At 58.0% G+C, this 26,876-nt stretch carries 24 protein-coding genes and 4 tRNA genes; 11 read left to right on the top strand and 17 right to left on the bottom strand.

What is annotated here, in order from left to right; translation table 11 throughout:
• Positions 1 to 113 precede the first annotated feature (113 nt).
• Both FGF66_RS05400 and FGF66_RS05395 read left to right on the top strand, forming a co-directional pair.
• Positions 114 to 1,250, top strand: coding sequence for a trans-sulfuration enzyme family protein (locus tag FGF66_RS05400; protein WP_139456662.1), 1,137 nt, complete (start codon positions 114 to 116; stop codon positions 1,248 to 1,250).
• A gap of 182 nt (positions 1,251 to 1,432) precedes the next feature.
• Positions 1,433 to 2,182, top strand: a complete 750-nt coding sequence (locus tag FGF66_RS05395; protein ID WP_139456661.1) for a M48 family metallopeptidase — start codon at positions 1,433 to 1,435, stop codon at positions 2,180 to 2,182.
• Between the two features lie 15 nt (positions 2,183 to 2,197).
• On the opposite strand, the gene FGF66_RS05390 is transcribed toward FGF66_RS05395, so the two are convergent.
• The gene (locus FGF66_RS05390; protein ID WP_246046587.1) at positions 2,198 to 2,476 is read right to left on the bottom strand and encodes a hypothetical protein; all 279 of its coding nucleotides are present in this window, start codon (positions 2,474 to 2,476) and stop codon (positions 2,198 to 2,200) included.
• A 143-nt stretch (positions 2,477 to 2,619) separates the two neighbouring features.
• Here FGF66_RS05390 and ald point away from each other — a divergent pair, with 143 nt between their 5' ends.
• Positions 2,620 to 3,723: an alanine dehydrogenase gene (gene ald, locus FGF66_RS05385; RefSeq protein ID WP_139456659.1), complete on the top strand. Its 1,104-nt coding sequence runs from the start codon at positions 2,620 to 2,622 to the stop codon at positions 3,721 to 3,723.
• Positions 3,724 to 3,847: 124 nt separating this feature from the next.
• Here ald and FGF66_RS05380 read toward each other — a convergent pair whose 3' ends face one another.
• From FGF66_RS05380 to FGF66_RS05370, 3 genes are all read right to left on the bottom strand, one after another.
• Complete coding sequence (locus tag FGF66_RS05380; protein ID WP_139456658.1) at positions 3,848 to 4,291, bottom strand: PPC domain-containing DNA-binding protein; 444 nt, start codon at positions 4,289 to 4,291, stop codon at positions 3,848 to 3,850.
• A gap of 91 nt (positions 4,292 to 4,382) precedes the next feature.
• Positions 4,383 to 4,778: a TspO/MBR family protein gene (locus FGF66_RS05375; protein WP_139456657.1), complete on the bottom strand. Its 396-nt coding sequence runs from the start codon at positions 4,776 to 4,778 to the stop codon at positions 4,383 to 4,385.
• Positions 4,779 to 4,846: 68 nt separating this feature from the next.
• The gene (locus FGF66_RS05370) at positions 4,847 to 5,155 is read right to left on the bottom strand and encodes a hypothetical protein (RefSeq protein ID WP_170181228.1); all 309 of its coding nucleotides are present in this window, start codon (positions 5,153 to 5,155) and stop codon (positions 4,847 to 4,849) included.
• A gap of 181 nt (positions 5,156 to 5,336) precedes the next feature.
• On the opposite strand from FGF66_RS05370, the gene FGF66_RS05365 reads away from it, so the two are divergent.
• On the top strand, positions 5,337 to 5,591 hold the full coding sequence (locus tag FGF66_RS05365) for a hypothetical protein (RefSeq protein ID WP_139456655.1): 255 nt from the start codon (positions 5,337 to 5,339) through the stop codon (positions 5,589 to 5,591).
• A 110-nt stretch (positions 5,592 to 5,701) separates the two neighbouring features.
• On the opposite strand, the gene FGF66_RS05360 is transcribed toward FGF66_RS05365, so the two are convergent.
• On the bottom strand, positions 5,702 to 7,054 hold the full coding sequence (locus tag FGF66_RS05360) for an EpsD family peptidyl-prolyl cis-trans isomerase (protein WP_139456654.1): 1,353 nt from the start codon (positions 7,052 to 7,054) through the stop codon (positions 5,702 to 5,704).
• A 288-nt stretch (positions 7,055 to 7,342) separates the two neighbouring features.
• On the opposite strand from FGF66_RS05360, the gene FGF66_RS12620 reads away from it, so the two are divergent.
• From FGF66_RS12620 to mfd, 3 genes are all read left to right on the top strand, one after another.
• The gene (locus FGF66_RS12620) at positions 7,343 to 7,495 is read left to right on the top strand and encodes a hypothetical protein (protein ID WP_170181227.1); all 153 of its coding nucleotides are present in this window, start codon (positions 7,343 to 7,345) and stop codon (positions 7,493 to 7,495) included.
• Positions 7,496 to 7,498: 3 nt separating this feature from the next.
• Positions 7,499 to 7,660, top strand: a complete 162-nt coding sequence (locus tag FGF66_RS05355) for a transposase (protein ID WP_139456653.1) — start codon at positions 7,499 to 7,501, stop codon at positions 7,658 to 7,660.
• A 206-nt stretch (positions 7,661 to 7,866) separates the two neighbouring features.
• Positions 7,867 to 11,157: a transcription-repair coupling factor gene (gene mfd / locus FGF66_RS05350; RefSeq protein ID WP_139456652.1), complete on the top strand. Its 3,291-nt coding sequence runs from the start codon at positions 7,867 to 7,869 to the stop codon at positions 11,155 to 11,157.
• Between the two features lie 279 nt (positions 11,158 to 11,436).
• Here the strand turns inward: mfd and rny are convergent, their stop codons facing one another.
• The 9 genes from rny to FGF66_RS05300 form a co-directional block, all read right to left on the bottom strand.
• On the bottom strand, positions 11,437 to 13,011 hold the full coding sequence (rny, locus tag FGF66_RS05345; RefSeq protein ID WP_139456651.1) for a ribonuclease Y: 1,575 nt from the start codon (positions 13,009 to 13,011) through the stop codon (positions 11,437 to 11,439).
• Between the two features lie 309 nt (positions 13,012 to 13,320).
• On the bottom strand, positions 13,321 to 13,584 hold the full coding sequence (locus tag FGF66_RS05335) for a cell division protein ZapA (RefSeq protein ID WP_170181225.1): 264 nt from the start codon (positions 13,582 to 13,584) through the stop codon (positions 13,321 to 13,323).
• A gap of 5 nt (positions 13,585 to 13,589) precedes the next feature.
• Positions 13,590 to 13,895, bottom strand: a complete 306-nt coding sequence (locus tag FGF66_RS05330) for a hypothetical protein (protein ID WP_170181224.1) — start codon at positions 13,893 to 13,895, stop codon at positions 13,590 to 13,592.
• Between the two features lie 14 nt (positions 13,896 to 13,909).
• Positions 13,910 to 16,342 carry a phenylalanine--tRNA ligase subunit beta gene (pheT, locus tag FGF66_RS05325; protein ID WP_139456647.1) on the bottom strand — a complete coding sequence of 811 codons (2,433 nt, stop codon included), beginning with the start codon at positions 16,340 to 16,342 and terminating at the stop codon, positions 13,910 to 13,912.
• A 234-nt stretch (positions 16,343 to 16,576) separates the two neighbouring features.
• Positions 16,577 to 16,648: transfer RNA gene (locus FGF66_RS05320), tRNA-Glu, on the bottom strand.
• 54 nt (positions 16,649 to 16,702) lie between these two features.
• Positions 16,703 to 16,778: transfer RNA gene (locus FGF66_RS05315), tRNA-His, on the bottom strand.
• A gap of 26 nt (positions 16,779 to 16,804) precedes the next feature.
• Positions 16,805 to 16,877, bottom strand: a tRNA-Arg gene (locus FGF66_RS05310).
• 22 nt (positions 16,878 to 16,899) lie between these two features.
• Positions 16,900 to 16,975 (bottom strand) — tRNA-Pro (locus FGF66_RS05305).
• Between the two features lie 107 nt (positions 16,976 to 17,082).
• Complete coding sequence (locus FGF66_RS05300) at positions 17,083 to 17,493, bottom strand: NUDIX hydrolase (RefSeq protein WP_139456646.1); 411 nt, start codon at positions 17,491 to 17,493, stop codon at positions 17,083 to 17,085.
• A gap of 297 nt (positions 17,494 to 17,790) precedes the next feature.
• Between FGF66_RS05300 and FGF66_RS05295 the strand changes: the two genes are divergently transcribed.
• Positions 17,791 to 18,768, top strand: a complete 978-nt coding sequence (locus FGF66_RS05295) for a sugar phosphate nucleotidyltransferase (RefSeq protein ID WP_139456645.1) — start codon at positions 17,791 to 17,793, stop codon at positions 18,766 to 18,768.
• Positions 18,769 to 18,805: 37 nt separating this feature from the next.
• On the opposite strand, the gene FGF66_RS05290 is transcribed toward FGF66_RS05295, so the two are convergent.
• The 3 genes from FGF66_RS05290 to FGF66_RS05280 form a co-directional block, all read right to left on the bottom strand.
• Entirely contained in the window at positions 18,806 to 19,318 is a 513-nt protein-coding gene (locus FGF66_RS05290) for an HNH endonuclease (RefSeq protein ID WP_139456644.1), read from the bottom strand.
• An 84-nt stretch (positions 19,319 to 19,402) separates the two neighbouring features.
• Entirely contained in the window at positions 19,403 to 21,127 is a 1,725-nt protein-coding gene (locus FGF66_RS05285; RefSeq protein ID WP_139456643.1) for a metallophosphoesterase family protein, read from the bottom strand.
• An 8-nt stretch (positions 21,128 to 21,135) separates the two neighbouring features.
• Positions 21,136 to 21,357, bottom strand: coding sequence for a hypothetical protein (locus FGF66_RS05280; protein ID WP_139456642.1), 222 nt, complete (start codon positions 21,355 to 21,357; stop codon positions 21,136 to 21,138).
• Positions 21,358 to 21,524: 167 nt separating this feature from the next.
• Here FGF66_RS05280 and metK point away from each other — a divergent pair, with 167 nt between their 5' ends.
• The 3 genes from metK to FGF66_RS05260 all read left to right on the top strand — a co-directional run.
• A complete protein-coding gene (metK, locus tag FGF66_RS05270) occupies positions 21,525 to 22,736 on the top strand; it encodes a methionine adenosyltransferase (RefSeq protein WP_139456641.1) in 1,212 nt (403 codons plus the stop codon).
• 84 nt (positions 22,737 to 22,820) lie between these two features.
• Positions 22,821 to 24,236, top strand: a complete 1,416-nt coding sequence (ahcY, locus tag FGF66_RS05265; protein ID WP_139456640.1) for an adenosylhomocysteinase — start codon at positions 22,821 to 22,823, stop codon at positions 24,234 to 24,236.
• Between the two features lie 280 nt (positions 24,237 to 24,516).
• Positions 24,517 to 26,876 (top strand): nSTAND1 domain-containing NTPase (locus FGF66_RS05260; protein WP_211341980.1); only part of this gene is annotated, 2,360 nt, incomplete at its 3' end.

The following is a 26,876-nucleotide window of genomic DNA, read 5'->3' as shown; positions in this document are numbered from 1 at the left end:
TTTCTGTTTTGAAATTAACAATCGTTAATTAGATTTCCAAATGTCCGCCGTTGTCACCAGAGTTGCGCGGCGGCGAGAAGCCAATCGACAATCATCAGAAAAAATCCCCTTTTATGAGTTTTCAGACCGACACCATCCACGCCGGAGTGGCTCCGGACAAGGCTTACGGCGCGATCATGACGCCGATCTACCAGAGTTCGACCTTTGTTTTCGAGGATATTGGCAAGACTCGCGGCTTCGATTACACGCGCAGCGGCAACCCGACTCGCAAGGCGCTCGAAGACAGCCTCGCGGCGCTCGAAGGGTGCTCGTTCGCCGTGGCCGTGACCACCGGCATGGCGGCAATCGCCTCCGTGATGCATCTTTTCAGTAACGGCGACGAGATCATCTGCACTGACGACTGCTACGGCGGCACGGCGCGGCTGCTGCGCACCATAGAGGAGCATTTCGACGTCCGCATCCGCTTCATCAGCCTGCGCGATCCCGAAGCGATCCGGGCGCATATCAACGACAAAACGAAAGCGGTCTGGATCGAAACGCCCTCCAATCCGCTCCTGAATCTCATCGACATCGCGGCGGTGACGGCTATCGCCAGGGAGCGCGGCCTGTTGTCCATCGTCGATAACACGTTTCTCTCGCCCTATCTCCAGCAGCCGTTCAGGCTTGGGGCGGACATCGTCGTTCACTCGACCACGAAGTATCTCAACGGTCACTCCGATGTGGTCGGTGGCGCGATTCTTTCCAACAGGCCCGACCTCGACGAGAAGCTGAAGTTCCTCGTCAACTCGCTCGGCACCTGCGCCCAGCCGTTCGATTGCTGGCTGGTGCTGCGTGGCATCAAGACGCTCGTGCCGCGCATGAAGGAGCACGAGCGCAATGCGCGGATCGTCGCGGAGTTTCTCGATGGCCATCCGAAGGTGACGCGCGTGTTTTATCCCGGCCTCGAAAGCCATCCGCAGCATGAGTTGGCAAAGCGCCAGCAGCGAGGTTTTGGCGGCATGGTGTCGTTCGAGCTGGCGGGCGGGCAGGCGGAGGTCGAGCGGGTGCTGCGCGGCACGCGGATTTTCGCGCTGGCCGAAAGCCTCGGCGGCGTCGAGTCGCTCATCGAGCATCCGGCGACGATGAGCCACGCCTCGATGACCAGCGAGCACCGGCTGGCGGCGGGCATCACCGATTCGGTCATTCGCCTCTCGGTCGGCATCGAAGACCCGGACGATCTCGTCGCCGATCTTCGCCAGGCGCTCGCCTGATTTTTCCTGTTTCCCGGATATCCCCGTTTCATCCTTTTCCTGTGCAATGCAGGATTCCCGGTCTTTTTCCTGCCCGACAGGTGCAGGCGGAGCGCCGGGAAGGGGGTATCCGCTTTTTTTATCTGCACTCGCTGGCTATACTTCGGGAGCATTTCGGCAACGTTCATCGCATCCCGACCAGCATGTCCGCTCTATCCTTCCGAGGCAATTCATCCGGCATTGCATACACCGTCAAGGTCAGTCGCCGGGCGCGTCATGCCCGTTTGAAAATGTCGCCGGAGGAGGGGCTGACGGTGGTTTTGCCGGTCGGGTTCGACCCGAAGCGGGTGTCCGCGCTGGTCGAGAGCAAGATGGAGTGGATCATGAAGGTGCAGGGCAACTTCGACAAGCATCGCGCCGCCGAACCCGCGCAGGCCGAAACGGCGCTGCCGGAGGCGATCGAGCTTGCCGGTGTCGGCGAGTCGTGGCGGGTCGAGTACCGGTACGACCCGCTTCGTCCGGGCATTTTCATCAGGGAACTCGATGGCAATGTGCTCGATCTTTCCGGCGGAGTGGATAACCGGGCGTGGTGCTTCGAGGCGCTTGAACAGTGGTTGAAACATCGCGCAAAGCTGAAGCTTGGGTCTCAACTCACGAGGCTTGCCGCGATCAATGGGTTCAAAATTTCGGGAGTTTCGGTCAAAAAGCAGAAGAGCCGGTGGGGGAGTTGCTCGTCGCGGGGCAACATCAATCTCAATCTGAAGCTGATTTTTCTGCCGCCGGAGCTGGTGCGCTACATCATGATTCACGAGCTGTGCCACACGCTGCACATGGATCACTCCGCCCGCTACTGGGAGGCGGTCGCGCGGTACGATCCCGATTACGCCGTTCATGATCGCGAGATGAAACATGCGTGGCGCTTCGTGCCCGCGTGGTTTTCGAGCAATCGTTGATCGCGGACGACTGATTTAGCGCTCTTCGAAGCGCTGGTTCGGCATCGACCGGATGCCCGAAAAGATGAGCGACGCGGCAAGCAGAATCACCCCCCAGAGTCCGGAGACGAGGGTCGTCGCCAAGCCCGGCAAGAGGCCGGACTGCCAGATGGTCGCGGCGCAGAGGGCGAGCCAGAGCGCCGCGATGGCGATGGCTCGCGCCTTGGTGATTTTGCGCATCAGGGCGGGCAGCGAGGCGACGCAGAGGCAGCCCGCCGAAAGGAGCCAGTATGCTGGTTCTTGCGGAATATTCATCATTCAGGCTGTTCCGGAGAGTTTGCCGAAACGTTACATTGAAAAGTGGACTTCTTGAGAGCGTATGGTTCCGTCGTGATTTGTCGGGATCATTGGACTTTTGGCACCACGAAGCGGCGGATAACCCTAATCATTTTTCTGCCATGAATATAGGAATTCCGAGGGAAATCAAGACCCGCGAGACCAGGGTGGCCTGTACTCCGGCGGGGGTGCGGCAGCTTGTCGGCGCGGGGCATCGCGTGGTTGTCGAGCGTGGCGCGGGCGAGTCGAGCGGGTTCGGCGACGAGAAGTACCGGCTGGCCGGGGCGGTGCTCGCCGATTCGGCGGCGGAGGCGTGGCGGTGCGAGCTGGTGGTCAAGGTCAAGGAGCCGCTCGCCGAGGAGTACGCTTTTTTCCGGAAAGAGATGATTCTGTTCACCTATCTGCATCTGGCCGGTGTGCCGGGTCTCGCGCAAGCGCTTGTGGAATCGGGCGTTACGGCCATCGGTTACGAAACGGTCGAGGTCGGCGGGCGCTTGCCGCTGCTCGCGCCGATGAGCGAGGTCGCCGGAAAGATGAGCGTGCTCATGGGCGGTTACTACCTCTCGAAGCATAACGGTGGCGAGGGCAAGTTGCTCTGCGGCGTGCCCGGTGTGCTGCCCGGCAGGGTGCTCGTGCTTGGCGGTGGCGTTGCCGGGATGAGCGCCGCGCGGATCGCCGCGGGTCTCGGCGCGGAGGTGACGGTGATGGAGACCGACCACGAGCGGATGCGCGAGCTGGAGGCGCTGCTTCCGGCGGAGGTGCACACGATCTACTCGAACGAGCAGCACCTCGAAGAGCTGCTGCCGGGAACCGACCTCCTCGTTGGCGCGGTGCTGCTCCCCGGCGCGAGCGCGCCGAAGCTGGTCACGCGCGGCATGGTGCAGTCGATGAAGCCGGGGGCGGTGATCGTCGATATCGCCATCGATCAGGGCGGCTGCGTCGAGACCTCGCGCCCGACCTCGCATCTCGATCCGGTCTTTATCGACGCTGGTGTCGTGCATTACTGCGTGACCAACATGCCCGCCGCCTATCCCGCCACCGCCACCGAGGCGCTCACGGGCGTGACGCTGCCCTACGTTCGGCGGCTCGCCGATCTTGGGCTGGAGAGCGCGATGGTGGTGATGCCCGGCCTCGCGGGCGGCCTGAACGTTTGGAACGGCAAAGTCACGCAGGCGGCGGTAGCCACCTCGCTGGGAATGGAGTGCGGGGGGAATCCGTTCGCGTGAGTGTTGAGGGGATCCGTAAGTTCTTTTGAATAGGTCGTATAAGTCATATAGGACTTATAGGTCGAACAGGAGAAGAGTTGAATTATTTCTTCAATTCATAATTCAGCATTCATAATTTTTCCTCTCACGGTACGAGCAACTTGAAGCCTGTTGCCTTGTCGGGCATTCTGCGGGCTTCCGAGCCGAGAAGCTCTACCAGTATGACCTCCATGACGTGCCAGACTTTGACGCCGTTGCGTACGCAGCCGGTGACGGTGTTCTCTTCGCGACCGCAGGCCATGTGCAGGTGCACGACCGGCGCGCCGGTGTCGTCGGGGAACAGGGTACCCGCGCCGACGATTTCATGCGCATCGTACAGTTCGTGCACCATCGGATTGACCGGGAACGCCCGGCTCTCTTCCGGGCCGACGACCAGTCGGCTCTCCTTGTCGGCTCCGCCGACCACGTTCAGCCAGGCCCGCTCGATTCCTTTTTCCTTCGCAAATCGTTCGATCTGTTCGTGAAAGATGTCGCCATCCTCAAGCCGGATGATGAAGACCCTTCCTTGTTGTGCTTCCGAATATTTCATGGTTTGTGAATTCAGAAAATTGAGCCTGCTGCCGCCGGTTTTTTTGTAAGGTAGCGATTCGGCTGCTTCCGGCAATAGGGCGGCAATCGTCTCATCGCTTGTCGGGATTGAGCCGCCAGATGCCAAAGTTCAGCCAGGTCGCCAGAAGGCTCCAGAGAGCGTAAGGCGCGAGCAGCGCTGCCGCCAGCGGGTTGGTGTTGGCAAAGAAGAAGATGATGGCCAGGAGCGTCACATCCATGAAGAGCAGGTCGATGAGGGCGGCCAGGATTTTCTTTTTTCCGAAAAAGATCGAAGTCCAGGAAAATCCTGCCAGGAAGTGCGCCGCCAAAAACAAAAGCACCGTCGTGGAATAGGGTTTGACGGGAGTCCTGAAATAGACGATCAGCGCTATAGCGATCAGCACATAAAGCATTGACCATACCGGCCAGAACACCTTGTTGGGCGGTGTCAGTTTGGGTTTGTTGAGCCCGTCATACCAGCTTTGCATGGTTCACTCTCCTTTTTGTCCGAAGAATGCAACGCAGCCGCAAATGGTTCCGATAACCGAAGTCGCCGTCAGGGATTGAAGGTGATTTGCAGGTTGTTGTTCTCGGCTTCCGTCATGGTGTAGGTTCCTTTTCTGCGGATGAGCAGCCCCTGTTGAATTCCTTCCGGAATCATGCGCCCGGCGACTTCATCGGCCTCTTTGGCGTCGCACTCGGTGTTGAAAAACAGGTCGAGCGCATTGGGATCGGCGGCGTCGAATTGCAGCAAAAAGTCGTTGTGATTGATAAAGACCAGGTCTTCGTAGGCGTAAGTGACCTCATGGCCGAGTTTTTCGATCAGCGTCATGACGGTTCCCAGCGGGCGTAATGCTGTTTCCATGATTCAATACTCTCCGTTTAGAAAGAAGACCTCGCAAGAGCTGCCGGTTTGGCGTGGGTCATCGGGTCTCCTTGTTCGTTGCTGAAAGTTGATAATTGTTAAAAAATAAGCTAAATATACTACTATGCCTAAATAAATAAAGGCATTAATTTCATAATTGTAGAAAATTACGGAGGCTTTTATGGCAGTCAGCGCATTACAGACATGGGAGAAGGTTCTCGAATATGCTTCAGTTCCACTGCATGGCACCATGTCGAGAAAAATCAGGAAAGGGGTCAAGCTTCAGATCAACGAGGGGAAGGTGTACGAAGACGCCGTTCTTTTCATCAGCGACCTGTTTCTGAGAGTGACCGAAGACTCCGATGGCTTGTCGGTCAACACCTATTACGACATCGATTCGATCGCGAGCATTCGGACGTATAGCAGCAAGGAGTGAGGCTCGTCTGTCTCCATCAGGGTTCAGCCATGAGCGCAGCTTTTTTCTCGTGGTTGAACCCTGAATCTGGCAAACGGGGTGAGGCTTTGCCGTGGTGACTGCCCGACGATTCAGAGAGAACTCATTTTGATGGTCGCCAAAGCGTCAACAAGAGTCATCAATGCGAGAAGCGAGGCAATGATCGTGTAGGTTTTTCTTGACCATCCACGAACGATGCCGACATTCAGCAAGCGGCTTGCAATAACTTCCGCGATAATTCCGCCAGCGAAGCAAGCGAGAATCGCCAGGATGGGCAGCTTGTTCCAGAGGAACAGGACTTCGAGTATCAATACGGCGGCGATCAGCAATATCACGCCAAAAAGATAGAGGCGACGTGGCAATGAGGTTGTGTGGCGAATATCATAATGCTGCGCCTGATCCGAAGATGTCGTAGCGCCAAGCCAGAGCTTCGGAAGCCATGACATGCTGTAAAAGGTTCGCATGACTGCCGTTACCATCATGACGGCAAGGATGAACGACGCAGACAAGCCGGAAGCGAGCAATATTTTATTATGGATTTTTTTTGCTGCTTTTTTAGTGTCAGGGTGAGGAAGTGGCGAGAGCTTTTTATTGCCTTCGGCTGTTTGTGCATACTCGTCATAATAGGTGATTTTGGCATTGTCGAGCAGTTCGCTCATTGTTTTCGATAACGCAAAATTTCTCTGATTTGCGGCGATCATCGACATTGCTGCTCTTTTTGCCGGATCGCCTTCGACAGGCGCAGGATATGTATCACGCAACAGCAAAATCATTGATGTTTTGCTGCCATTACGCGCGACGATCTGGGGTATGTTTGGCTTGATCTGGTTAAGAATGGAGAGAATTTGCGACGGAATCTTTTCAGAAGTCAGGGCTATGAGTGTTTTGTTGAAGGGGATTTTTTTTGTCTTCAGTTCATCGAGGAGGCGGCTGAGTGGCGCTCCATCGCTCGCCATTTCATCGAGCGATTCCAGTAGCGCCATATCGACGCCGGGAAAGATCACCTCGTCGTAAACAAACAGTTTACGCCCGGCAAACAGTTGTGGCGTATTCAGAACGACCGATTCTGCTTGATCGGCAGAAATCGATGACTGATTACCCGCAATCTTTTTCTCGGCAAAACCGGCCAGCACGTTTTTCTGCGCGGTATAGAGCGCCATGCTGTAGTCCGGCGTGTTGTCGAGCTTCATCTCCCGTCCTTTTCCGGCAAGCAGTTCGACGCGAATCAGGTCGGCGAGAATGCGTCTTTTCATGTTGGCCGACTGTTCCTCGCTCATGCCTGGCATGGCGGAGCGCTGATAGAGATACTCGACCTGTCGCTTGGTGATTTCAACGCCATTGACCATCGCAGCAACACCGCCATCCGGCTCATTCGATGCTTGATGAGAACATCCGGCAATGATAGCGAACAGCAGAATGACAAAAAGAGAGGTGATTTTTTTCATGATTTGAAGAGATGAAATTATGTTCTCATTCCTGTAAAAAAAACAAATCATAGGTGTCAAATATAATTTCTATAGAAATTAATAGCAGACATATAGAAAAATTTATTGCTTTTTGCACAGCACTCAGCTCAAAATAACGAAAAACCGGAAAGTACCGGGCCTTCGTTGTTTTGAAAAATCTCTCTTCAAGAAATGGACCATGCTGCTCCGAAACGAGTCTGTAAGATAAAGTGTGTAACCGGTTATAGTGGTGTGCCAAAATAAAAATGACGAAGATTCGGCCTCGCGATGACCGAGGATTCAGAACTGTTTACCATTGACGCAGCAATAGTTTTCTATCATGGAAAAAGAGGAACAACCATGCTCAAAAAGAAAGAGCAAAAATCCGATACCCAAAAGGCGTTGATCGGACAGCTTCTGCGTGAACGTGGCGGCCAGTGAGCCTTGTTCGACAAGGACGGTTTTTTGACCAGCTCAAAAAGCATTTTGATCGAACAGGTGCTTGACGCAGAAATGGACGAGTACCTCAGCTATCCGAAACATGCCTCGATTGTCCAGAAACGCGGTAACGGGCGCAACGGTCACGGGAGCGAAATCATCTGCTGACAATTCTCGCGTAATTTCTGCCGCCTCTCGTTACTCGTCATCACTGCGATTGCTTCCTGAATAAAGGCTGTTTATTATATTAAGCGTTGTACAAATCTGAACAGGTACAGTTACTCATGCCGCCGCCGGGCGGTTCGTGTGTATGCTTCACGGATTGCCCGTGGAGGGTTATCCGTTTGCCTGAAAATCCGTATTGACGCCGTTCCATGAAAGCTCCCGCCGATTCCGCAGCCCAGTTCGCCACTATCGTCAAAAAGCCGGTTGACCTCGTTCTCGACAGTCTCGCCGCATCGGCTACGTATCGCGCCCTGCGCGAGGCGCTCGCCACTCCGGTGGCGGGCGGAGAGCACCGGCCGGCGAGCATCTGCGGCGTCCGGGGTTCGCTCGCGCCCTTCATCGCCGCCGGGCTGGCGGGGGATTTCGATGCGCCGGTGCTGCTGTTGTGCAGCCCGGAGGCGGAGGAGGTGTACGACAACGACCTGCCGCTCTTGCTCGAAGGCAGGGCGCTCTGCAACACCGCCGACGAGCTTTCGCCTGCGCTCGGCAAGCTGTCGCGCAACGAACCGGTGGTGGTGCTGGCGGCATTCGAGGATCTCGGCGTCGAGGTTTGCAGCGCGGAGTCGTCGAATGACAGAGTCTTTTCGCTCGCCGCCGGAAGCACCGCCGGGTACGACGCGCTGATGCAATTCCTCAAAAACAACGGCTTCGAGAAACGGGAGTTCGTCGAGAACGAAGGCGAGTTTTCGGTGCGCGGTTCGATCATCGATGTCTTCTGCTATGGCGGACTCGAGCCGGTGCGCATCGAGTTTTTCGGCGACACGGTCAGCTCGCTCAGGAATTTCGACACCGACAGCCAGCTCTCCACCTCGAAGATCGAGTCGGTCGATCTGTTCGGCAGCTTCACGCAGGATGGCGCAACGGCGGCCAGCCACTCCGGCATTCTCGACTACCTGCCGGAGTCGGCGATCATCGTCATCGACGACGCCACCGCGATGCAGAGCGCCACGAGCCGCGCCATGCTTGAAGCCGCGCTTCCGCGCTTCCGGCACGTGGTGATCCACCGGATCGACAAGCAGGGCCTCGACTTTGGTTCGAGCGAACAGCAGCGGCTGCAAGGTAACTTCCGGCTGCTTGCGGGACGCCTGCGGGAGGAGGCCGAGCGAGGGCTGAAGCCGCTCTTCGCCTGCGCGTCGCGCCGCGAAATCGAGGAGCTGGCGGAGTTCATCGCCGACGAGAACGCCGACAAATCGCCGGACGCCATCGAGTGGATTCCGGCCAACCTGCACTCCGGCTTCGCGTTCGGTGAGCTGAATCTCTACACCGAGTCCGACATTTTTGGCAAGTTCCACACCCACAAAACGCACCGCAAGCGCAAGGTTCGGGGCATTTCGCTCAAGGAGCTTCAGCGCCTCAAAGTGGGCGATTACGTTGTGCACGAAGATTACGGCGTCGGCGTGTTCCGGTCGCTCGAAACGATCCAGGTGGGCGATTCGGAGCAGGAGTGTGTGCTGGTGGAGTACGAGGGCGGCGACCAGCTCTTCGTCAACGTGCAGAACATCAATCTGCTCTCGAAGTACACCGCGTCGGAGGGTTCGTTGCCCAGCCTCTCGAAGCTCGGCAGTTCGAAGTGGAGCGCCAAAAAGGAGAAGGTGCGCAAGAAATTGCGTGACATTGCCGCCAAACTGATCCGCGTTTACGCCGAGCGCAAGATGACGCCCGGCTTCGCCTTTGGGCCGGACTCGATCTTCCAGCGCGAGTTCGAGGCGTCCTTCATGTTCGAGGAGACCCCCGACCAGCTCAAGGCGATCCAGGAGGTGAAGAAAGACATGCAATCGCCGTCGCCGATGGATCGGCTCATCTGCGGCGACGCCGGATTCGGCAAGACCGAAATCGCCATGCGCGCGGCTTTCAAGGCGGTCGAGGGCAAAAAGCAGGTGGCGATCCTCACGCCGACCACCATTTTGACCCACCAGCACGGCGAGTCGTTCGCCCGGCGCTTCGAGAACTTTCCGGTGAACATCGCCGTACTGAGCCGCTTCGTGCCGCGAAAGCAGCAGAAGGAGATCATCGAGCGCATCGCCTCCGGAGCGGTGGACATCGTCATCGGCACACACCGCCTGGTCTCGAAGGACGTGGTGTTCAAGGATTTGGGCCTGCTCGTCATCGACGAGGAGCAGCACTTCGGCGTGGAGGTCAAGGAGAAACTACGCCACCAGTTCCCCGGCGTCGATACGCTCACCATGTCGGCCACGCCGATTCCGCGCACCATGCAGTTCTCGATGCTCGGTGCGCGCGACATCTCCATTGTTTCGACGCCGCCAAAGAACCGCCAGCCGGTCGAGACGATCATCACCGAGTACGATTCAGCGGCGATCCAGTCAGCCATCCGCCGCGAAATCCAGCGCGAGGGGCAGATATTCTTTCTGCACAACCGCGTCGCCAGCCTCGAAGAGACCGAGCGCAAGTTGCGCGAACTCGTGCCCTACGCCCGCATGGCCTCGGCGCACGGACAGATGCCCGCAAAGGAGCTGGAAAACGTCATGATGGATTTCATGCAGCAGGAACTCGACGTGCTCATTTCGACCTCCATCATCGGCTCCGGGCTGGACATTTCCAACGCCAACACGATCATCATCAACCGCGCCGACATGTTCGGCCTGTCGGATTTGTACCAGCTCCGGGGGCGCGTGGGCCGCAGCGAGCGCAAGGCGTACTGCTACCTCGTCACGCCGCCCTTGCACACGCTCAAGCGCGAGGCGATCCAGCGCATCGCAGTGATCGAGAGCTTCACGGAGCTTGGCTCCGGCATTAACGTCGCGCTACGCGACCTCGATATTCGCGGCGCGGGCAACCTGCTCGGCGCGGAGCAGTCGGGCTTCATCCACGAAATCGGCTTCGACCTCTACCAGAAGATGATCGAGGAGACCGTGGCCGAACTCAAGCTCACCGAATTCAGCCACATCTTCAGCGACAGCGAAAAGGCCGCGCTCAAACCGCAGAGGCCGTGCGACATGATCTTTTTCTTCGACGCGCTCCTTCCCGATTATTACATCACCGCCACGCAGGAGCGATTCTCGTGCTACGACCGGATTTCCAAAGCCGCTGACGACGCGGCGCTCCGGAACATCGCCAGGGAGCTGGAAGATCGCTTCGGCGCGATGCCGGAGGAGGTGCGGAACCTGCTCGCCCTGGCCCGTCTGAAGCACTTTGGTTCGTCGCTCGGTCTCGAAAAGATCGACCTCCAGCCATCGGTCGCCACCATCTTCCTGCCGTCGGACGACGACAAGGAGTTCTACGACAGCGCCTTTTTCAAGAACCTGATCGTAGCATTGCAGGACGGTGCGCTCAAAGAGTACCACCCGCAGTTCAGGCACGAAAAAAAGATGAAGCTTGTCTTCCAGCACCCCGCCGCCGCCGACACCGCTCCGCTGGCGCTCATCGACCGGTACGAAGCGCTGCTGAAGGCGGTCGCGGAGAGAGCGGTTGCAAGCGAGTAAAATCCTCTTTGCTGTATTCCTTCCTATAGGTCGTATAAGTCCTATACGACCTATACGAGCTGTTCTTCCAAAAGAGGTTGAAAATTCAGGTGATTCCGGTTGCGAGGACTGCAAAAAGTGGAAATCGGGATGTGGCTTGGAGCAATGACCCGCAACATAGTCAGGCAGGCGGGGTAAAAACCCACTTTGTTGCCCGTGTGGAAATTACTGGTGGGGGAGGCTTGATTGGGGGAAACGGCAGAGGCTGCCTCGTCTTTGCTGTCGAGGCAGCCTCATCTTCTACTTCGCGAAGGCGACCGAGCGTTTTTCGCGCAGGATGGTCACCTTGATCTGGCCGGGGTATTGCGCTTCCGACTCGATCTTGCTGGCGATGTCGTGGGCAAGGACGTCGGCTTGGGAGTCGCTGACGTTGTCGCCTTCAACGATCACCCTGATCTCGCGGCCTGCCTGCAGGGCGTAGGTCTTGAGAACGCCGGGGAAGGTTTTGGCGATCTCCTCGAGGCTTTCGAGGCGCTTGACGTTGCCTTCCGCCGTGACCGCGCCGCGAGCGCCCGGCCTCGAGAGCGAAACGACGTTGGCCGCATCGACCAGGTCGGCAATGGGCGATGCCTTCTCGACCTCGCCGTGATGGGCGCCAATCGCGTTGAGCACCACCGGTGACATGTTGAATTTCTTGAGGAACTCCATGCCGGCCAAGGCGTGAGGTATATCGGTTTCAGGAAGCACCAGTCCGATGTCGTGCAACAGACCGGCGCGCTTGGCTTGCTTGGCGTCAAGCTTCAGCTCGGCGGCCATCAGACCGGCCAGCATGGCTACTTCGCGGCTATGCTGCAACAGGTTCTGGCCGTAAACGGTATGGAATCGCATCTTGCCGATCATGCCGACAATCTCGGCAGGCATGTCGGGAATCTGAAGCGACGAGATCGCCTCTTCGCCGGAGGAGATGATGACATCTTCGATCTCTTTCTTCGCGTCCTGATAAGCCTTTTCGATAGCAACCGGATGGATGATGCCGTCAACGAGAAGCTTTTGCAACGTCAACTTCGCCATTTCGCGGCGGAGCGGATCGAAGCAGGAGAGAATGACTACCTCGGGAGTGTCGTCAACGATGATGTCCACGCCGGTTGCGTTCTCGAAAGCTTTGATGTTGCGGCCTTCACGCCCGATGATGCGGCCCTTCAGTTCGTCGCTCTGGATGTGCACCACCGACAGGGCGCTTTCGGTAGCCTGCTCGAAGGAGATGCGCTGGATGGCCGTGAGCATGATTTTCTCGGCGATCCGGTCGGCCTTCTGCGTGGCCTCTTCGTGAATCTGGTGGACTGTTTCGGTCGCCTCCTCCCGGGCCTTCGTGATCATGTTGTCGATGAGCATCTGGCGGGCCTCTTCGGCGGTCAGGTTCGAGATGCTCTCAAGGCGCTGGTTCTGCTCGAAGATGATTTTTTCAAGCTCGGCGGAGCGATTCTGCACGTTGTCGGTCAGATGCTTTAGTTCCTCTTTCTGATCCTGGAGCTTCTTTTCGGTCTCCTTCACATCCCGCATCTGATTGTTCAGAGTCACCTCTTTCTGGCGGATCTGCTTCTGCAGTTGGGCGAACTTGTTGTTCTTGATGGTTACTTCGCTGTCGAATTCACGCTTGCGCTTTTTCCACTCCTGGTTCACCTCGTTGACCTTCAGCTCCTTGTAATCGTTGGCCTCCTTCTGGGCCTCCTGGACGACCTGAACGGCGCGTTCCTCGGCTTCGAGCACCTTGGTGGTGCCGATACGTTCAAGAAAAATCCGGCCGATGTAGAATCCAACCGCAAAAAAGATGACGGATGCCGCAATAATGAGAAACAGGTTTATGACGATCCCCATTAACTAACCTCCTTTTTCAACCGGCCAAAACGAGGCCGGTCTTTCAAAATTGAACAAAAAAAACCCGCACCCGCAAGAGATGTGTAAGATTCAAGAACCCGTTCAATCACGGTGGGGGCCACCTTCAGATTTTTTGCTTCCAATGCGGCGCCTCGAAAAACGCCGATGCCAGCAGCTCGTCGCCGCCAGACAGCAAGGCCTGCAATCAAAAAGAAGAGTTCGGTTCCCTGTTCTGTCCTGTTAGTTCTTTTACTTACAAAACACCTCTCGCAGTGGTGCGGATATTTCGTCTGACTTCAATGTAACCCTTTAACGCAAATTTTGCTCGATAAAATCATTGATATGAGCCATTTTCTGCCTGAGTTGCGACAACTCCTCCTCCAGTTCGTTCTTTTTTTCAGCAAACTGGACCGCGGCCAGTACAGCCAGCTTTTTGGCTTCCAGATCCGGAGCTTTGGCCGCGAAGCGTCTCATGACGCCATCGACATCTTTGGCCGCCTTTCCGGTCAGTTCGCTGTTCTCTACCCTCAGCGGGTAGTTGTCGCCATATACATTGACGTTGATCTTTTCCATGGACATCAAAATCCGGCTTTCTCTCCCCTCAGTTCCCTCTCGATCTTTTGCAGGACCATCACCAGCTTCTGTTTGATCTGAAGCTTTTCGGCGTAGGAGAATCCATCGCCTGAAGTGACTGCCACCTGTACCTCCGGCCCTTCGGTGCCTGGCAGCTTGAATGACCGCAATATGTTCTGGAGGCTCGAAACCTCAGATTTCAACAACTCATTTTCTTTCCGGCATTCGGAGAGCTGCTCCACAAGCCTCGCGACATTCTCTTCGAGGCCCGCAAGCAACTGCTGATCATTATGCTCGTTTGCTGCATCCATAAAACCGGACTGAATCAAACTTGCCGAATTACCGCACCAAGTTCACTTTTGGCATTGTCACTCACCTTCGAGATGACCGCGCTGATTGCCTCTTCGTTCATCGTTCCCGACCTGTCGGCAAGCTCCAGCGATATTGCCACGCTTCGCGTCGGGGATTCTCCCTCGGCTTCGACCCGATCGAAAACATCGAAAATCCGAACCGATCTGACCAAGGGATCGCTCGCTCTGGCGAGATCGATCAGGCGACGGGCCGGTATGTGACGGGGGAGCACAAATGAGAGGTCTCTTTCGACCACGGGGAATTTCGACGGCGGTTCATAGACCACGCCTGATTCGAAACAACGCTCCAGTACCGCGACATCCAGCTCGGCCAGATACACATCCTGATCGAGACCGAAAGCATCGAGCGTCTCCCTGCTGACCTCTTGAACCGAGCCCGCCTTCAGAACGGAAGTTTTCCCGTTTTGCGTCGAGGTGATTTCAATACCAATCGTCCGCTCATTATAAATATTGAATGCTGATTTTTCAAGTAAATTTAGCTTCTCAAGCAACATCTCCACCGCACCCCTGAGATCGTAAAAATCGACGTTCTCATCCTGACGGTTCCAGCTTCTTGGTTCACGCCGTCCGGTTATCACCATCGCGAGCAGCTCCTTTTCAAGGAATGCCGACAGCGGCCCCTCTCCCCGGCGCTCGCTCTCCGGCAGCTTCTCGAAACCGTGCGCCACCTCGAAGAGCCGAAGGTCGCGATTGCCGTGCCGCATGTTGTGCCCGGTGACTTTGAGCAGCGAGGGGGCGAGGTTCGGGCGGAGCACTTCCAGCTCTTCGCTGATCGGATTGAGCGCGCTGACCGCCATTGAGCTGAAGCACTCAGCCTCGGTTTTCCGGATCAGGGGGTTGGTGAGCGCCTCCCGGAAGTCGAGGCCGATCATGATGTCGCGCAGGTAATCGGGAAAATATTCGGGTGTCTTTCGGCTGACCGGATAGCTCGAAACCATCGCGGATGCTGGCTCCAGATTGTTGTAGCCGTAGAGGCGGGCGACCTCCTCGATCAGGTCGATCTCCTGTTCGATATCGACCCGGAACGATGGCGCCGAAAAGGCGATCTGGTCGGCGTCGGATGAAACCGAGCCCTGCGAAACCGCCTTGATGCAGATTTTTTCGAGCAGTCGCACCATTTCGGATGCACTGATCGAACTGCCGAGCACCGCGTTGGCGCGCCTGGGCCTGAGCGTCACGATCCTCGGCGTGGTCGGCATGCTGCCCCACGCCTCGGCGGAATCGACCTTGCCACCCGCGATTTCAAGAATCAGGGCGATGGCGTATTCTGCGGCCCGTTTCACGTTACACGGATCGACGCCGCGCTCGAAACGGTAGGATGAATCGGAAGAGAGCTGGAGCTGCCTGGCGGTTTTCCGGATCGATGCCGGGTTGAAGTACGCAGATTCGAGCAGAATGTCGGTCGTCTTTTCGGTGACCGCCGAGTGGAGGCCGCCCATGACCCCGCCGATGGCCACCGGATCCCGCGAATCGCAAACGGCCGCCATGCCTGGCTGGAGCTGGTACTCGACATTGTTGAGCGCCATGAAGGGGGCGCTGGCGTCGCTACGCACGATAATGCGGCTGCCGGCGAGCAGGTGATAGTCGAAAGCGTGCAGCGGCTGGCCGAACGAGTGCAGGATGTAGTTGGTGATATCGACGATGTTGTTCTTCGGACGCAGGCCGATCTGTTCGAGACGGCGGGCCAGCCAGCGAGGCGACGGGGCGACCGTCACGCCGCGAATGATCGTGGCCGTGTAGTAGGGACAAGCCTCCTCGTCCCGTACCTCGACGAGGCCGCCGCCGCGCGTGAACTCGATCACCGGCGCTTGCGGATAGACAATTTCGTGGCAGTCGGCCAGCTCGCGCGCCACGCCGAGATGCGAAAGCGCGTCGGGGCGATTCGGTGTCACGGCGATGTCGAGCACCGTGTCGGTTTCGAGGTAGCTGGCAAGCGGTTGGCCCACCTGGCACCCCTCGTCGAGCACCATCACGCCGTCGTGATTGTCGGACAAGCCAAGCTCGTCAGCAGCGCAGATCATGCCGGACGAGTGCTCGCCGCGAATTTTCGCAGGCTTGATGGTGAAGCTTTCGCCGGAAACGGTCGTCAGCTCGGCGCCGATGGTGGCGACCGGCACCATCATGCCAGCCTCGACGTTCGGTGCGCCGCAGACGATCTGCCGCAGTTCGCCCTCGCCGGTATCGACCATGCAGATGCGCAGCCGGTCGGCGTTAGGGTGGGGCCTGACCTCGGCGACCTTGCCTACGAGCACCTTCTCGTCGGGCAGCTTCTGCTCGACGACCTCTTCGACTTCGAGGCCGAGAAAGGTCAGGTGATCGACAAGTCCGGAACTATCGGATGAAAGCGAGGGGATGAACTCCTTGAGCCAGTTGACGGAGATTTTCATGGGCGGGTATTATGCAATGCATTTCATGAAAAGCATCTCGGAAAATCGCCGGGAACGATGCGATGCCGATTCGATGGAGCGCCAGCCAGTACCGCGTTATCGATAGTGCCAGCGATGTTCAGAGATGCCGCAACCTAATAAAAAAAGCTCTGAACCTGCAACAGCACAGAGCTTGAAAACCAGCGTATATATTGAACTCAACTCAAAACCGCGAAGTTTATCGGAGCTATGTTGTGACCCCAACGGGATTCGAACCCGTGCTACCACCTTGAAAGGGTGATGACCTAACCACTAGTCGATGGGGCCAATCAATCAAAAAAAGAATGCTTCCCGAAAGTTGCGGAAGCCCATTCAGAACCGGGGTGAATGAGGGGACTCGAACCCCCGACCTCCAGGGCCACAACCTGGCGCTCTAACCACCTGAGCTACAATCACCATGAAAAGCGAAAAATCCTCTTCCTGTATGCCCGACAGGACTCGAACCTGTAACCCTCAGCTTAGAAGGCTGATGCTCTATCCATTGAGCTACGGGCACATAATCCTGTCGCAGCTCTCCATGGTCGGGGCACCGAGACTCGAACTCGGGACCTCCTGCTCCCAAAGCAGGCACGCTACCAGCTGCGCCATGCCCCGTCTTAACGGAAGGCTCATAATATACGATACAGGCAGAAATAACCAAACAAAATTATCAGAATTTCTTCATGGAAAAAATCTCCGCCAAAAGAACGGAAAACGATGGATCAAAGATCGAAACGATTAACAATATAATCACTTACGAGACTCTTGAGTTCCTTGTGGCAGATCATCTTGATGGCTTCCGAGGGGGAGACCAGGCGACGCTGGCGCACATGCATCTCTTCCCACTGGTCAAGCAGAGATTCGACTTCGAACGGAAATATCTTGACCGAGAAGATGCCAGACGGGCGGCGGTACGAGTAGGCGCCGATCTGTTCGTGCTGGACGTTCCCGATAATGCCCGCCTCCTCCCAGGCCTCCTTGGCCGCGGATTCGGCGGGGCTCATGCCCTTCTCGATATATCCTTTGGGAAGTATCCAGCGTCCGGAGCCGCGGGCGGTGATCAGCACGATCCTGTCGCCAGCAATTGGCAGTACGCCTGACTGTTCCGATATCTTGAGCGTTTCATTTGCCATGATTGCCTGACGGAGGTGAATCGTTGAATCGACCGGCGCTTATTCAATAACGATCGTTATGAGTCCGGCCAGTGCAAAAGATAAAGCATTTCAGCTTTTTTCCATGATGATTTCACCATCATGTCACAATGATCTTTTCCGTCCTGAAAACCGCGCCCCAAGCGCTTCGCTCGCTTGAATTGCACTCGCCGGACTCTGTTGAACGGCGAAGTTTCCCGGACTTCCGGATGATGATAAATTCCTGTTATTAAAGTAAATTCACTCGAATATATACAGTCAACCAAAACAACCCCTGGCATGAAAGCTATCATTCCTGTTGCCGGAGTCGGCAGTCGGCTTCGTCCTCATACCTTCTCTCAGCCGAAGGTTTTGCTCAACGTCGCCGGAAAGCCGATCATCGGTCATATCATGGACAAGCTCATTGAGTCGGGAATCGATGAGGCGGTGATCATCGTCGGTTATCTCGGCAGCAAGATCGAGGAGTATCTCACCTCGAACTATTCGATCAAGTTGACCTTCGTCACCCAGTCGGAGCAGCTCGGTCTTGCCCATGCCGTCCATATGTGCAGGCCGAATGTCCTGGATGACGAACCGCTCTTCATCATTCTCGGCGACACCATTTTCGATGTCGATCTCATGCCTGTGCTCGGCAGCTCCGTTTCATCGCTCGGCGTCAGGGAGGTCGAAGATCCGCGCCGCTTCGGCGTGGCGGTCACCGAGGGCGACCGGATCGTCAGGCTCGTCGAAAAACCGGAAGAGCCGGTCAGCAATCTCGCCCTTGTCGGTCTCTATTTCCTCCATCGGGCCGGAACGCTCTTCAGCAGCATCGAGCACATCATCGCCAATAACATCCGCACCAAAGGCGAATTCCAGCTTACCGACGCCTTGCAGCACATGATCGATCTTGGCGAACCCTTCTCGACCTTTCCGGTGCAGGGGTGGTACGACTGCGGCAAATCCGAAACGCTCCTCTCGACCAACGAGGTGCTCCTGCACAAAAATCATCAGGAAAAATCGTTGCCCGGCTGCATTATCAACCCTCCGGTATTTATCGCCGACAGCGCCACCGTCACCAACTCCATCATCGGCCCGAACGCCACTATCGCCGAGAACGCCGTCGTCAAGGACTCCATCATCATGAACTCCATCATCGGCCAGAAATCGCAGGTCAGCGACATCATGCTCGACCGGTCGATCGTCGGCAACAACGCCCTTGTTTCGGCGATGGGGCACGAGCTGAACATTGGCGACTATTCGGAAATACGGATGGGCTGAACGGATGGCAAGCGACCGGCTGGCGAAGGCTGGCCGGTCAGCTCATGAAAAGGTAGGGCTTCCACTCGTCGGAGATCGAGAGGTAGTGCTGGCGCATGAGCGTGATGTTGCTCGGCCTGCACGGCTTTTTCAGCATTGCCATCCCCGCCTCGGCTGGTGTGCGGTTGCCCTTCTTCGTATTGCAGGGCTTGCAGGCGGTGGTGAGATTCTCCCAGGCATCCTCGCCTCCGCGTGATTTCGGAATCACGTGATCGACCGTCAGCGTTTCATCCTTGCGTCCGCAATACTGACACCTGAATCCATCCCGCATGAAGAGGTTTTTCCGGTTCAGCACAGCGCTCCGGTAATCGATTCTCACGTAAACCATCAGCCTCACGATGCTCGGCAGCGGATAGCTCTTCGTCACCGTGTGGATGCGGTGTTCCGGATGGCTGGCGACCATCATCGCCTTGCCGCAGAAGAGCAGCAGCACGGCATTGCGGGCGTCGCAGATGCTCAGCGGTTCGTAACTCGCGTTGAGCACCAGAACTTTGGATTTTTGCAGAAGCATGGTTGTCTCCGGTTGCAGGACATTCCGGTTATCAGACCTCCATTTCAGTTAGCCTTTCTTGAATTGACGGCCAGGGCTTGAGCTTCAATGTGCAGAAAAATTCGCCACGGCAAAAGCGCCCTCGTGGTTTATTACCGCCCAGGCGCACTGATGCTTGCGGTCGATGCCGTGCGAACCGAGGGCGTAACCCCGCTTCCACGGCCCGTCGATAAAGGTTGCCGTTCCGCCGCTGTTGGCCTCGACCGCGTTGATCCACCGCCTGGCGGAGTCCCGCGTCACGAGGCCGAACCGCCCGCTGGCAATCGCTTCCGGACGAATCTTCGCCGGATCGTAGCTCATCGACAGCACGAATGTGTCGGCGCGGTCGCCGCCAAGCTCGCCGAGTCCGCTGATGAAAAAGAGGGGAGTCGCCAGATTGCCGCTCCGGTGCTTCGATGACCCGGCGGCAATCCAGCCGGTATTGACCACCTTGGTCAGAGGCCGTCCCTTGCCGCCAGCAGTGTCGAGGCTGGCGTCCCGCGACTCGCTCGCGTTCACACCGTCGAGAACCCGGGCCTCGCTGCCGTCGCGCCCATCGCGCCCATCGCGCACCACTGTATAACTCGCCCCCTGCGCAACGAGGAACTGCTTGCCGTTCAGGCTGTAGCTCCAGTGCTCTTTTTTGACGAAATGAAATTGCGGCGTCACGCCGGTGTCCGGACGGCCCGCGCCTTGCGGATAGGCGGCGTCGGATTGCCAGTGGCCGTCCTCGTCGGCCCAGTAATCGACCGTCACCGTCGGGCCGTCGATGGTAAAGATATAGTAGCCGACCGCCTCGTGCTCCTGCGAAATCGAAATCTCGCGGCTTTTCTGACCGAACCATTTGGCGTCGTCGAGAACTTTCGGCGTGTAGAATTTGGTGCTGACCGACTGGGCGATGAGCTGTTCGACCTTCGACTTGCCGTCCGGACTCGTGACGAGCGAGCGCTGGTGGATGTGGTCGTGACCGCAGATGAAGAGGCGGACGCCGTTGTCTTGCAGGCTCTCGAAAAATGCGTTCTGCCACTCCGGATGCTCGTTGGCGTATCCGCTGAAGAGCGTGTCCTGATGCCCCGCGCCGATGAGCGGCTGATGCGACAGAACAAAAGTGTGCGCCGCGCCGCGTGTCCGGCGGTCGAGCCGCTCGCCGATCCACGGCTGCTGGTCGGCGACGGTGCAGCCGGAGGGGTAGTGCGTCGAATTGGCGACCAGGCGGCCCGGCAGCGGCCAGTTGTCGATGATGACGAAACGGGCGCGCTCCTCGCCGTCGCCGCAATCGAACGAGTAGCTCAAGCCGTCGAGATCGCGGCTCACCTCGACCGGGCTGCTGAAGTTCGAACCCACGATAAAGGAATTGCCGTCCGTTTTTCTGAAACCGCCATCGCGAGTCTGCCGGTAGCGCTGCCGGAAGCCGGGTGCGCCGTAGCCGTTATCGTTTTTCTTTTGAGCCTCGTGGTTGCCCCGGAAGGCGAAGAATCCGATCCCGGCATCGATGAGCGGCCGGGCCGCTGCGACGCGAACCTCCTCGGACACCTCCTTGCCGTCGTCGCTCAGGTCGCCAACCTGGATGACGAACTTCACGCCAGCATCGATGAACTGCCGGTTCACCTGCCCGATAATCGAAACCGGCACGGTGCGCGGATTTTGCCCCGACGGATCGGCGCATGTCCACTGCGTGTCGCCCATCACGCCGAACTTCCACGGCTCCGCCCATGCCGCCGCCGGAAACTGAAGCAGCACGAACAGCGCGAAAACCGCGCCCGATTTCCCGAACAAACGACCGATGCTCATGGTAACTTTCAGTTGCTTTGCAAAACGCCAAATTCACCCGAAAAGATAAACCATTGCCCGCCCCCGAATTGTAAACTCCCCGCTAACAATTCCGCCCCTCTTCCGTCCATATCGTCCCCTTCGTCCACACCGTTTACTTTTCCCCAAAAGAGCACAAAACTTTTGCATCGCATCACGCCAATTCGTACATTTGTTGCTGATTTTCCGGCATCCCCATTACCTATGGACACGGTGCCAAAAGCTCTCTTGCGGGATTCGTCCCCGGAGCTTGCCGAAAGGCTTCCCGTGTCCCGTCTGTCCCTTCACGACATTCACCTTCACGAGAATACCGCTTCGGCAACCCGCCGGACGCCTGCCGTTCTTGTCGTTCGATTAACAAAAAACCGAAAGGGAAACTATGTCACAATCAAGGTACTTCTTTACCTCCGAATCAGTTTCAGAAGGCCATCCGGACAAGGTAGCCGACCAGATTTCCGATGCGATTCTCGACGAATTCATCAAGCAGGATCCCAACTCCCGCGTCGCCTGCGAAACCTTCGTCACCACCGGACAGGTGATCGTCGGCGGCGAAGTCACCACCAAAGGCATTGTGGATGTTCAGACTATCGCCCGCAAGACCATCACCGAGATTGGTTACACCAAAGGTGAATACATGTTCGACGCAAACTCCTGCGGTGTCCTCTCCGCCCTGCATTCGCAGTCGCCCGACATCAACCGTGGCGTGGATCGCAAGGAAGAGATCGCTGACGAGTTCGACCGCGTCGGCGCCGGCGACCAGGGTATGATGTTCGGCTACGCCTGCACCGAGACCCCGGAGCTGATGCCTGCCGCCATCCAGTTCGCCCAGCAGCTCGTGAAGGTTCTGGCCGACATCCGCAAGGCTGGCCAGATCATGACTTACCTCCGCCCCGATTCCAAGAGCCAGGTCACGCTCGAGTACGTTGACGAGAAGGTCGCCCGCGTCGATGCCGTGGTTGTTTCCACCCAGCACGATCCCGAGCCGGCAGGCATGAGCGAAGCCGAGTTCCAGGCGGTCATCAAGAACGACATCATCGAGAACGTCGTCAGGAAGGTGATCCCCGCCGAGCTGATCGACGAGAACACCAAGTTCCACATCAACCCGACCGGCCGCTTCGAAATCGGTGGCCCTCACGGCGATACCGGTCTGACCGGCCGCAAGATCATCGTGGACACCTACGGCGGCGCAGCTCCGCACGGCGGTGGCGCGTTCAGCGGCAAAGACCCGTCGAAGGTTGACCGCAGCGCGGCTTACGCAGCCCGCCACGTGGCCAAGAACATCGTTGCCGCTGATCTGGCCGACAAGTGCACCGTGCAGGTCTCCTACGCCATCGGCGTGGCCCGTCCGGTCTCGATCTACATCAACACCCACGGCACCGGCAAGCACGGCCTGTCCGACGAGCAGATTCAGGAAAAAGCCGAGGCGATCTTCGATCTTCGCCCGCTGGCCATCATCCGCCGCTTCAACCTCGACCGCCCGCACGGCTGGTGCTACCGCGACTCCGCCGCTTACGGTCACTTCGGCCGCGACATCTTCCCGTGGGAAAAGACCGAGAAGGTCGGCGAGCTGAAAGCCGCTTTCGGCCTCTGATCCATAAATCCTTTGAAAGCCTCTGCGAACGCGTTTTGCAGGGGCTTTCCCCTGTTCCGAACCAACTGACAAAAAACACACATCATGACAACTGAAGCCGCAGTGCTCCAATACAAGGTGGCCGATATAACGCTCGCCGAATGGGGCCGCAAAGAGATCGAAATCGCTGAAAAAGAGATGCCGGGCCTGATGGCTACGCGCAAGAAGTACGAAGGCAAGAAACCGCTCGCGGGCGCCCGCATCGCTGGCTCCCTGCACATGACCATCCAGACCGCCGTCCTGATCGAGACGCTCGTCGAACTCGGCGCGGACGTGCGCTGGGCGAGCTGCAACATCTTCTCGACGCAGGATCACGCCGCCGCGGCCATCGCCGCCGCCGGTGTGCCGGTGTACGCCTGGAAGGGCGAGACCCTCGACGAGTACTGGTGGTGCACCCGCCAGATTCTCGAATTCGAAGGCGGCCTTGGCCCCAACCTCATTGTCGATGACGGTGGCGACGCGACACTGATGATCCACCTCGGCTACAAGATCGAGAACGAGCCTTCGCTGCTCGACAAGGTTCCCGGCAACGCTGAAGAGAAGGCTCTCTACCAGCAGCTCAAGGACGTCTTCGCCGAAGACACCCAGCGCTGGCACAAGGTTGCTGCCGACATGAAGGGCGTCTCCGAGGAGACCACCACCGGCGTGCATCGCCTCTACCAGATGATGGAAAAGGGCGAACTGCTCTTCCCGGCCATCAACGTCAACGACTCGGTCACCAAGTCGAAGTTCGACAACCTCTACGGCTGCCGCGAGTCGCTCGCTGACGGCATCAAGCGCGCCACGGACGTCATGATCGCCGGAAAAGTGGCCGTCGTGCTCGGCTATGGCGACGTCGGCAAAGGCTGCGCCCACTCGATGCGCTCCTACGGCGCTCGCGTGATCGTCACCGAGATCGACCCGATCTGCGCATTGCAGGCGGCGATGGAGGGCTTTGAAGTCACCACCATGGAAGAGGCCATCAAAGAGGGCAACATCTACGTTACCACCACCGGCAACAAGGATGTCATCACCCTCGAACACTTGAAGCAGATGCCCGACGAGGCGATTGTCTGCAACATCGGCCACTTCGACAACGAAATCCAGGTCGATGCGCTCAACAACTTCAAGGGCGCGACGAAGATCAACATCAAGCCGCAGGTTGACAAGTACGTCTTCGAGGATGGCCGCTGCATCTACCTGCTGGCCGAAGGCCGTCTGGTGAACCTTGGTTGCGCCACCGGCCACCCGTCGTTCGTGATGAGCAACTCCTTCACCAACCAGACCCTCGCCCAGATCGAACTCTGGAAGAACGACTACGCGGTCGATGTCTATCGCCTGCCCAAGCAGCTCGACGAAGAGGTGGCCCGCCTGCACCTCGGCCAGATCGGCGTCAAGCTGACCACGCTCACCCAGGAGCAGGCCGACTACATCAGCGTCCCGGTCGAAGGCCCCTACAAGCCCGAACACTACCGCTACTGATCCCCGGTTTTACGAAGGATCGACGAAAAAAAGCCGCCTTGAAAAAGGGCGGCTTTTTTTGTTTGCTGACTGATCGGACGGATCTGTCAGATATGCCTCGTTGCTCTCAGGTTTCACGCAACAGCGGAATACATACTCCGCTTTGCGCACTCATGACGCTTGAGTAAATTACGTTCAAAAGAATGCGGCACTACGCGAATACTAAAGGTTGGTCAACAATGCCGAACAACGGCTCCCATAGCATCGATAAATCACCGATCATTGACCTGCATAATAAACCATGAGTGAGCTGATTCCAATTTCCGGCTGTGACAAGACCAACCGCAAGGCGGATGTGCTCTTCGTCCACGGCTTGGGTGACGACGCCTTTGGCGCTTGGCGTTACGGAAAGGATGACTCGACCTCCTGGCCGCACTGGCTGGGCGACGAGTTTCCGCAGGTTGGTGTCTGGTCGCTCAATTATGCGGCCAGTCCGTCGCGGTGGCCTCGATTCAAGCGTCTGTTTGGCCTCGGCTCTAACGATTCCGGGCACACGATGGCCCTGCCCGACCGGGCGCTTCAGGTGCTCGACCGCATGGCCCAGAAGGGTCTCGGCCAACGCCCTCTCATGTTCATCGGCCACAGCCTCGGCGGCCTGCTGGTGAAACAGTTGCTTCGCAAAGCCAGCGAATCCCCTGATCCGCATAAGAAAGCGGTTGCCGAACAGTCGAGAGCCGTTCTATTCCTCGCCACGCCTCACGCCGGGGCTGAGCTTGCCACGCTTGTTGATACATTTCGAGGGGTTTTTGGCAGCACCGTCAGCATCGAAGAGCTTCGCCTGCATGATGCTCACCTTCGCGACCTCTATGGCTGGTACCAGAACCATGCACCAGCGCTCGGAATCAAAACAGCCACCTATTACGAATTATGCAGCGTCCGGGGAGTTTTGCCCATTGTGAACCCCACATCGGCCAATCCGGGCACAGGCTCCGAACCGGTTGGGCTCGACGAGGATCACCTCTCCATCTCCAAACCGCGTGACCGTAGCGCGCAGGTATGTGATTCGGCAAGGAATCTCCTGATAAACAACGTGCTCGCAGCCCGCTCTCCTGCTTCAGGCGCATTGACGAGCAATTCGTCGGGCGCTGCCGCAGCGTTACCGGTCGTGCATGAAACCGTCATCAGAATCGATCACGGCTCGTTTGGCGCGCAGAAAAAGATGCGAATCCCCTGCGAACTCCCGCCCCTGGCTGAACACTTCACGGGGCGCGACAAAGAGCTGAAGCAGCTCACCGAGCGCCTGCGCGCCGGGCTGAACACCGCCGTCGTCGGGCCTGCGGGCCTCGGCAAGACCGCCCTTGCGGCGAGCGCTCTCGCGGAAATTGTCGGCGCCAATCGTGCTTCTCTCGACGCAACGCCCTTTCCTGACGGCATTCTCTATCTCGACCTCTACGCCCTTCACGGTCGTGCCGAACCGGCATGGAACGCCCTTGCCAACCGCCTGCAAGGCTACGATTTCATGAACAACGCTCCGGCACGCGACCGGGCCACCGAAGCTTTCCGCGTACGCCGGGTACTGCTCGTCATCGAAGGGGGCGAAGAGGCCGACGGCGAGGAGGAGCGCACAACCATGCCGGAGCTGCTCGGCGTGCTCTCCCACGAGTGCCGCCACCTGCTGCTTACCCGCCTGAGCACCCAGTCGGCGGCGTCGGAGAGCATCGAACTCAGGGAGGCGCTCCAACCCGACGAGTCGGCCCGCCTCTTCGACTCGCTCACGGCGAGTCGGCCTCTTGACCCGGCAATCCGGCAAAGCGTACTGGAGCTGCTCGAAGGCCACCCGCTTGCCCTCAACTGGGCTGGCAACCTCCTCGTGCGCGATGACGAAGAGCCTGCGGAACTGATTCGCGGCTGGAAGGCCGAAGGGCTGCCGCTGCTCAGTGACCCCCGGCAGGCCGAACGAACACTCCACTGGCTCTACGAGCGCAGCATTCGCGGCCTTGATGAGACCGGCCAGCTCATGCTCGCCGCAGCGGGCCTGCTGGCCCCCACCCCCTTTTTGCTCGAAGCGATGGCGGCGGCGACCGGCCTTGCCGAATCCGGCGATGCCGGCAGAAACCGCCTCCGCGAACACCTCCGAAGCCTTGTCCAGCGCGGCCTCTTCCGCCTTGCGGAGAGCGGCCACTGGCGCTTCACCCATGTGCTGGCCTACCGTTTCGCTCGCGATGCTCAAAGCCCTGAAGCCGCGCTGGGCGACCGGCTCGCTCACTGGCTGCGCGATGCGCTTGCCGAAGCGCTGAACCCCTCCGAAAACAACAGCAAACTCAGTGACGCCACCGCTCTCCTGAACCATGCCGGAGCGCTGCTCCGCGCCGACCGCCAGCACAACCACTGGGAGGCGCTGGCGAACCCGCTCCTCTACGCTATCGCCGACCGGCTGGAGGAGTTGGGACGGCTTGACCTTGTATCCAGCGCTTTGAGTTCCGTCGCCGACTGGCTTGAAACGCTTCCTTCTGAAAACAGGGAAATGCCTTTTTGGCTCCATCACAATTGTAGGCTTATCGTTGATCAAGGCGACGTGCTCCGCGACCAGGGCGATCTCGACGGCGCTCTCAACGCTTTCCGTGAGTCGCTCGCCGTGAGGAAACGACTGGCGGCTTCCGA

It is taken from the genome of Chlorobaculum thiosulfatiphilum, assembly GCF_006265165.1.
Taxonomy (GTDB): Bacteria; Bacteroidota; Chlorobiia; order Chlorobiales; family Chlorobiaceae; genus Chlorobaculum; species Chlorobaculum thiosulfatiphilum.
This window is presented reverse-complemented; position numbering and strand designations above follow the sequence as displayed.

What these genes read in the sequence shown, in the direction of transcription:
- FGF66_RS05285 (WP_139456643.1), bottom strand. Translation starts at nt 21,127, where the DNA reads ATGAGCATCGGTCGTTTGTTCGGGAAATCGGGCGCGGTTTTCGCGCTG.
- ahcY (WP_139456640.1), top strand. Translation starts at nt 22,821, where the DNA reads ATGACAACTGAAGCCGCAGTGCTCCAATACAAGGTGGCCGATATAACG.
- FGF66_RS05365 (WP_139456655.1), top strand. Translation starts at nt 5,337, where the DNA reads ATGGCAGTCAGCGCATTACAGACATGGGAGAAGGTTCTCGAATATGCT.
- FGF66_RS05290 (WP_139456644.1), bottom strand. Translation starts at nt 19,318, where the DNA reads ATGCTTCTGCAAAAATCCAAAGTTCTGGTGCTCAACGCGAGTTACGAA.
- pheT (WP_139456647.1), bottom strand. Translation starts at nt 16,342, where the DNA reads ATGAAAATCTCCGTCAACTGGCTCAAGGAGTTCATCCCCTCGCTTTCA.
- rny (WP_139456651.1), bottom strand. Translation starts at nt 13,011, where the DNA reads ATGGGGATCGTCATAAACCTGTTTCTCATTATTGCGGCATCCGTCATC.
- metK (WP_139456641.1), top strand. Translation starts at nt 21,525, where the DNA reads ATGTCACAATCAAGGTACTTCTTTACCTCCGAATCAGTTTCAGAAGGC.
- FGF66_RS05390 (WP_246046587.1), bottom strand. Translation starts at nt 2,476, where the DNA reads ATGAATATTCCGCAAGAACCAGCATACTGGCTCCTTTCGGCGGGCTGC.
- ald (WP_139456659.1), top strand. Translation starts at nt 2,620, where the DNA reads ATGAATATAGGAATTCCGAGGGAAATCAAGACCCGCGAGACCAGGGTG.
- FGF66_RS05360 (WP_139456654.1), bottom strand. Translation starts at nt 7,054, where the DNA reads ATGAAAAAAATCACCTCTCTTTTTGTCATTCTGCTGTTCGCTATCATT.
- FGF66_RS05375 (WP_139456657.1), bottom strand. Translation starts at nt 4,778, where the DNA reads ATGCAAAGCTGGTATGACGGGCTCAACAAACCCAAACTGACACCGCCC.
- FGF66_RS05380 (WP_139456658.1), bottom strand. Translation starts at nt 4,291, where the DNA reads ATGAAATATTCGGAAGCACAACAAGGAAGGGTCTTCATCATCCGGCTT.
- FGF66_RS05300 (WP_139456646.1), bottom strand. Translation starts at nt 17,493, where the DNA reads ATGGCAAATGAAACGCTCAAGATATCGGAACAGTCAGGCGTACTGCCA.
- FGF66_RS05295 (WP_139456645.1), top strand. Translation starts at nt 17,791, where the DNA reads ATGAAAGCTATCATTCCTGTTGCCGGAGTCGGCAGTCGGCTTCGTCCT.
- FGF66_RS05330 (WP_170181224.1), bottom strand. Translation starts at nt 13,895, where the DNA reads ATGGATGCAGCAAACGAGCATAATGATCAGCAGTTGCTTGCGGGCCTC.
- FGF66_RS12620 (WP_170181227.1), top strand. Translation starts at nt 7,343, where the DNA reads ATGACCGAGGATTCAGAACTGTTTACCATTGACGCAGCAATAGTTTTC.
- FGF66_RS05400 (WP_139456662.1), top strand. Translation starts at nt 114, where the DNA reads ATGAGTTTTCAGACCGACACCATCCACGCCGGAGTGGCTCCGGACAAG.
- FGF66_RS05395 (WP_139456661.1), top strand. Translation starts at nt 1,433, where the DNA reads ATGTCCGCTCTATCCTTCCGAGGCAATTCATCCGGCATTGCATACACC.
- FGF66_RS05370 (WP_170181228.1), bottom strand. Translation starts at nt 5,155, where the DNA reads ATGGAAACAGCATTACGCCCGCTGGGAACCGTCATGACGCTGATCGAA.
- mfd (WP_139456652.1), top strand. Translation starts at nt 7,867, where the DNA reads ATGAAAGCTCCCGCCGATTCCGCAGCCCAGTTCGCCACTATCGTCAAA.
- FGF66_RS05335 (WP_170181225.1), bottom strand. Translation starts at nt 13,584, where the DNA reads ATGGAAAAGATCAACGTCAATGTATATGGCGACAACTACCCGCTGAGG.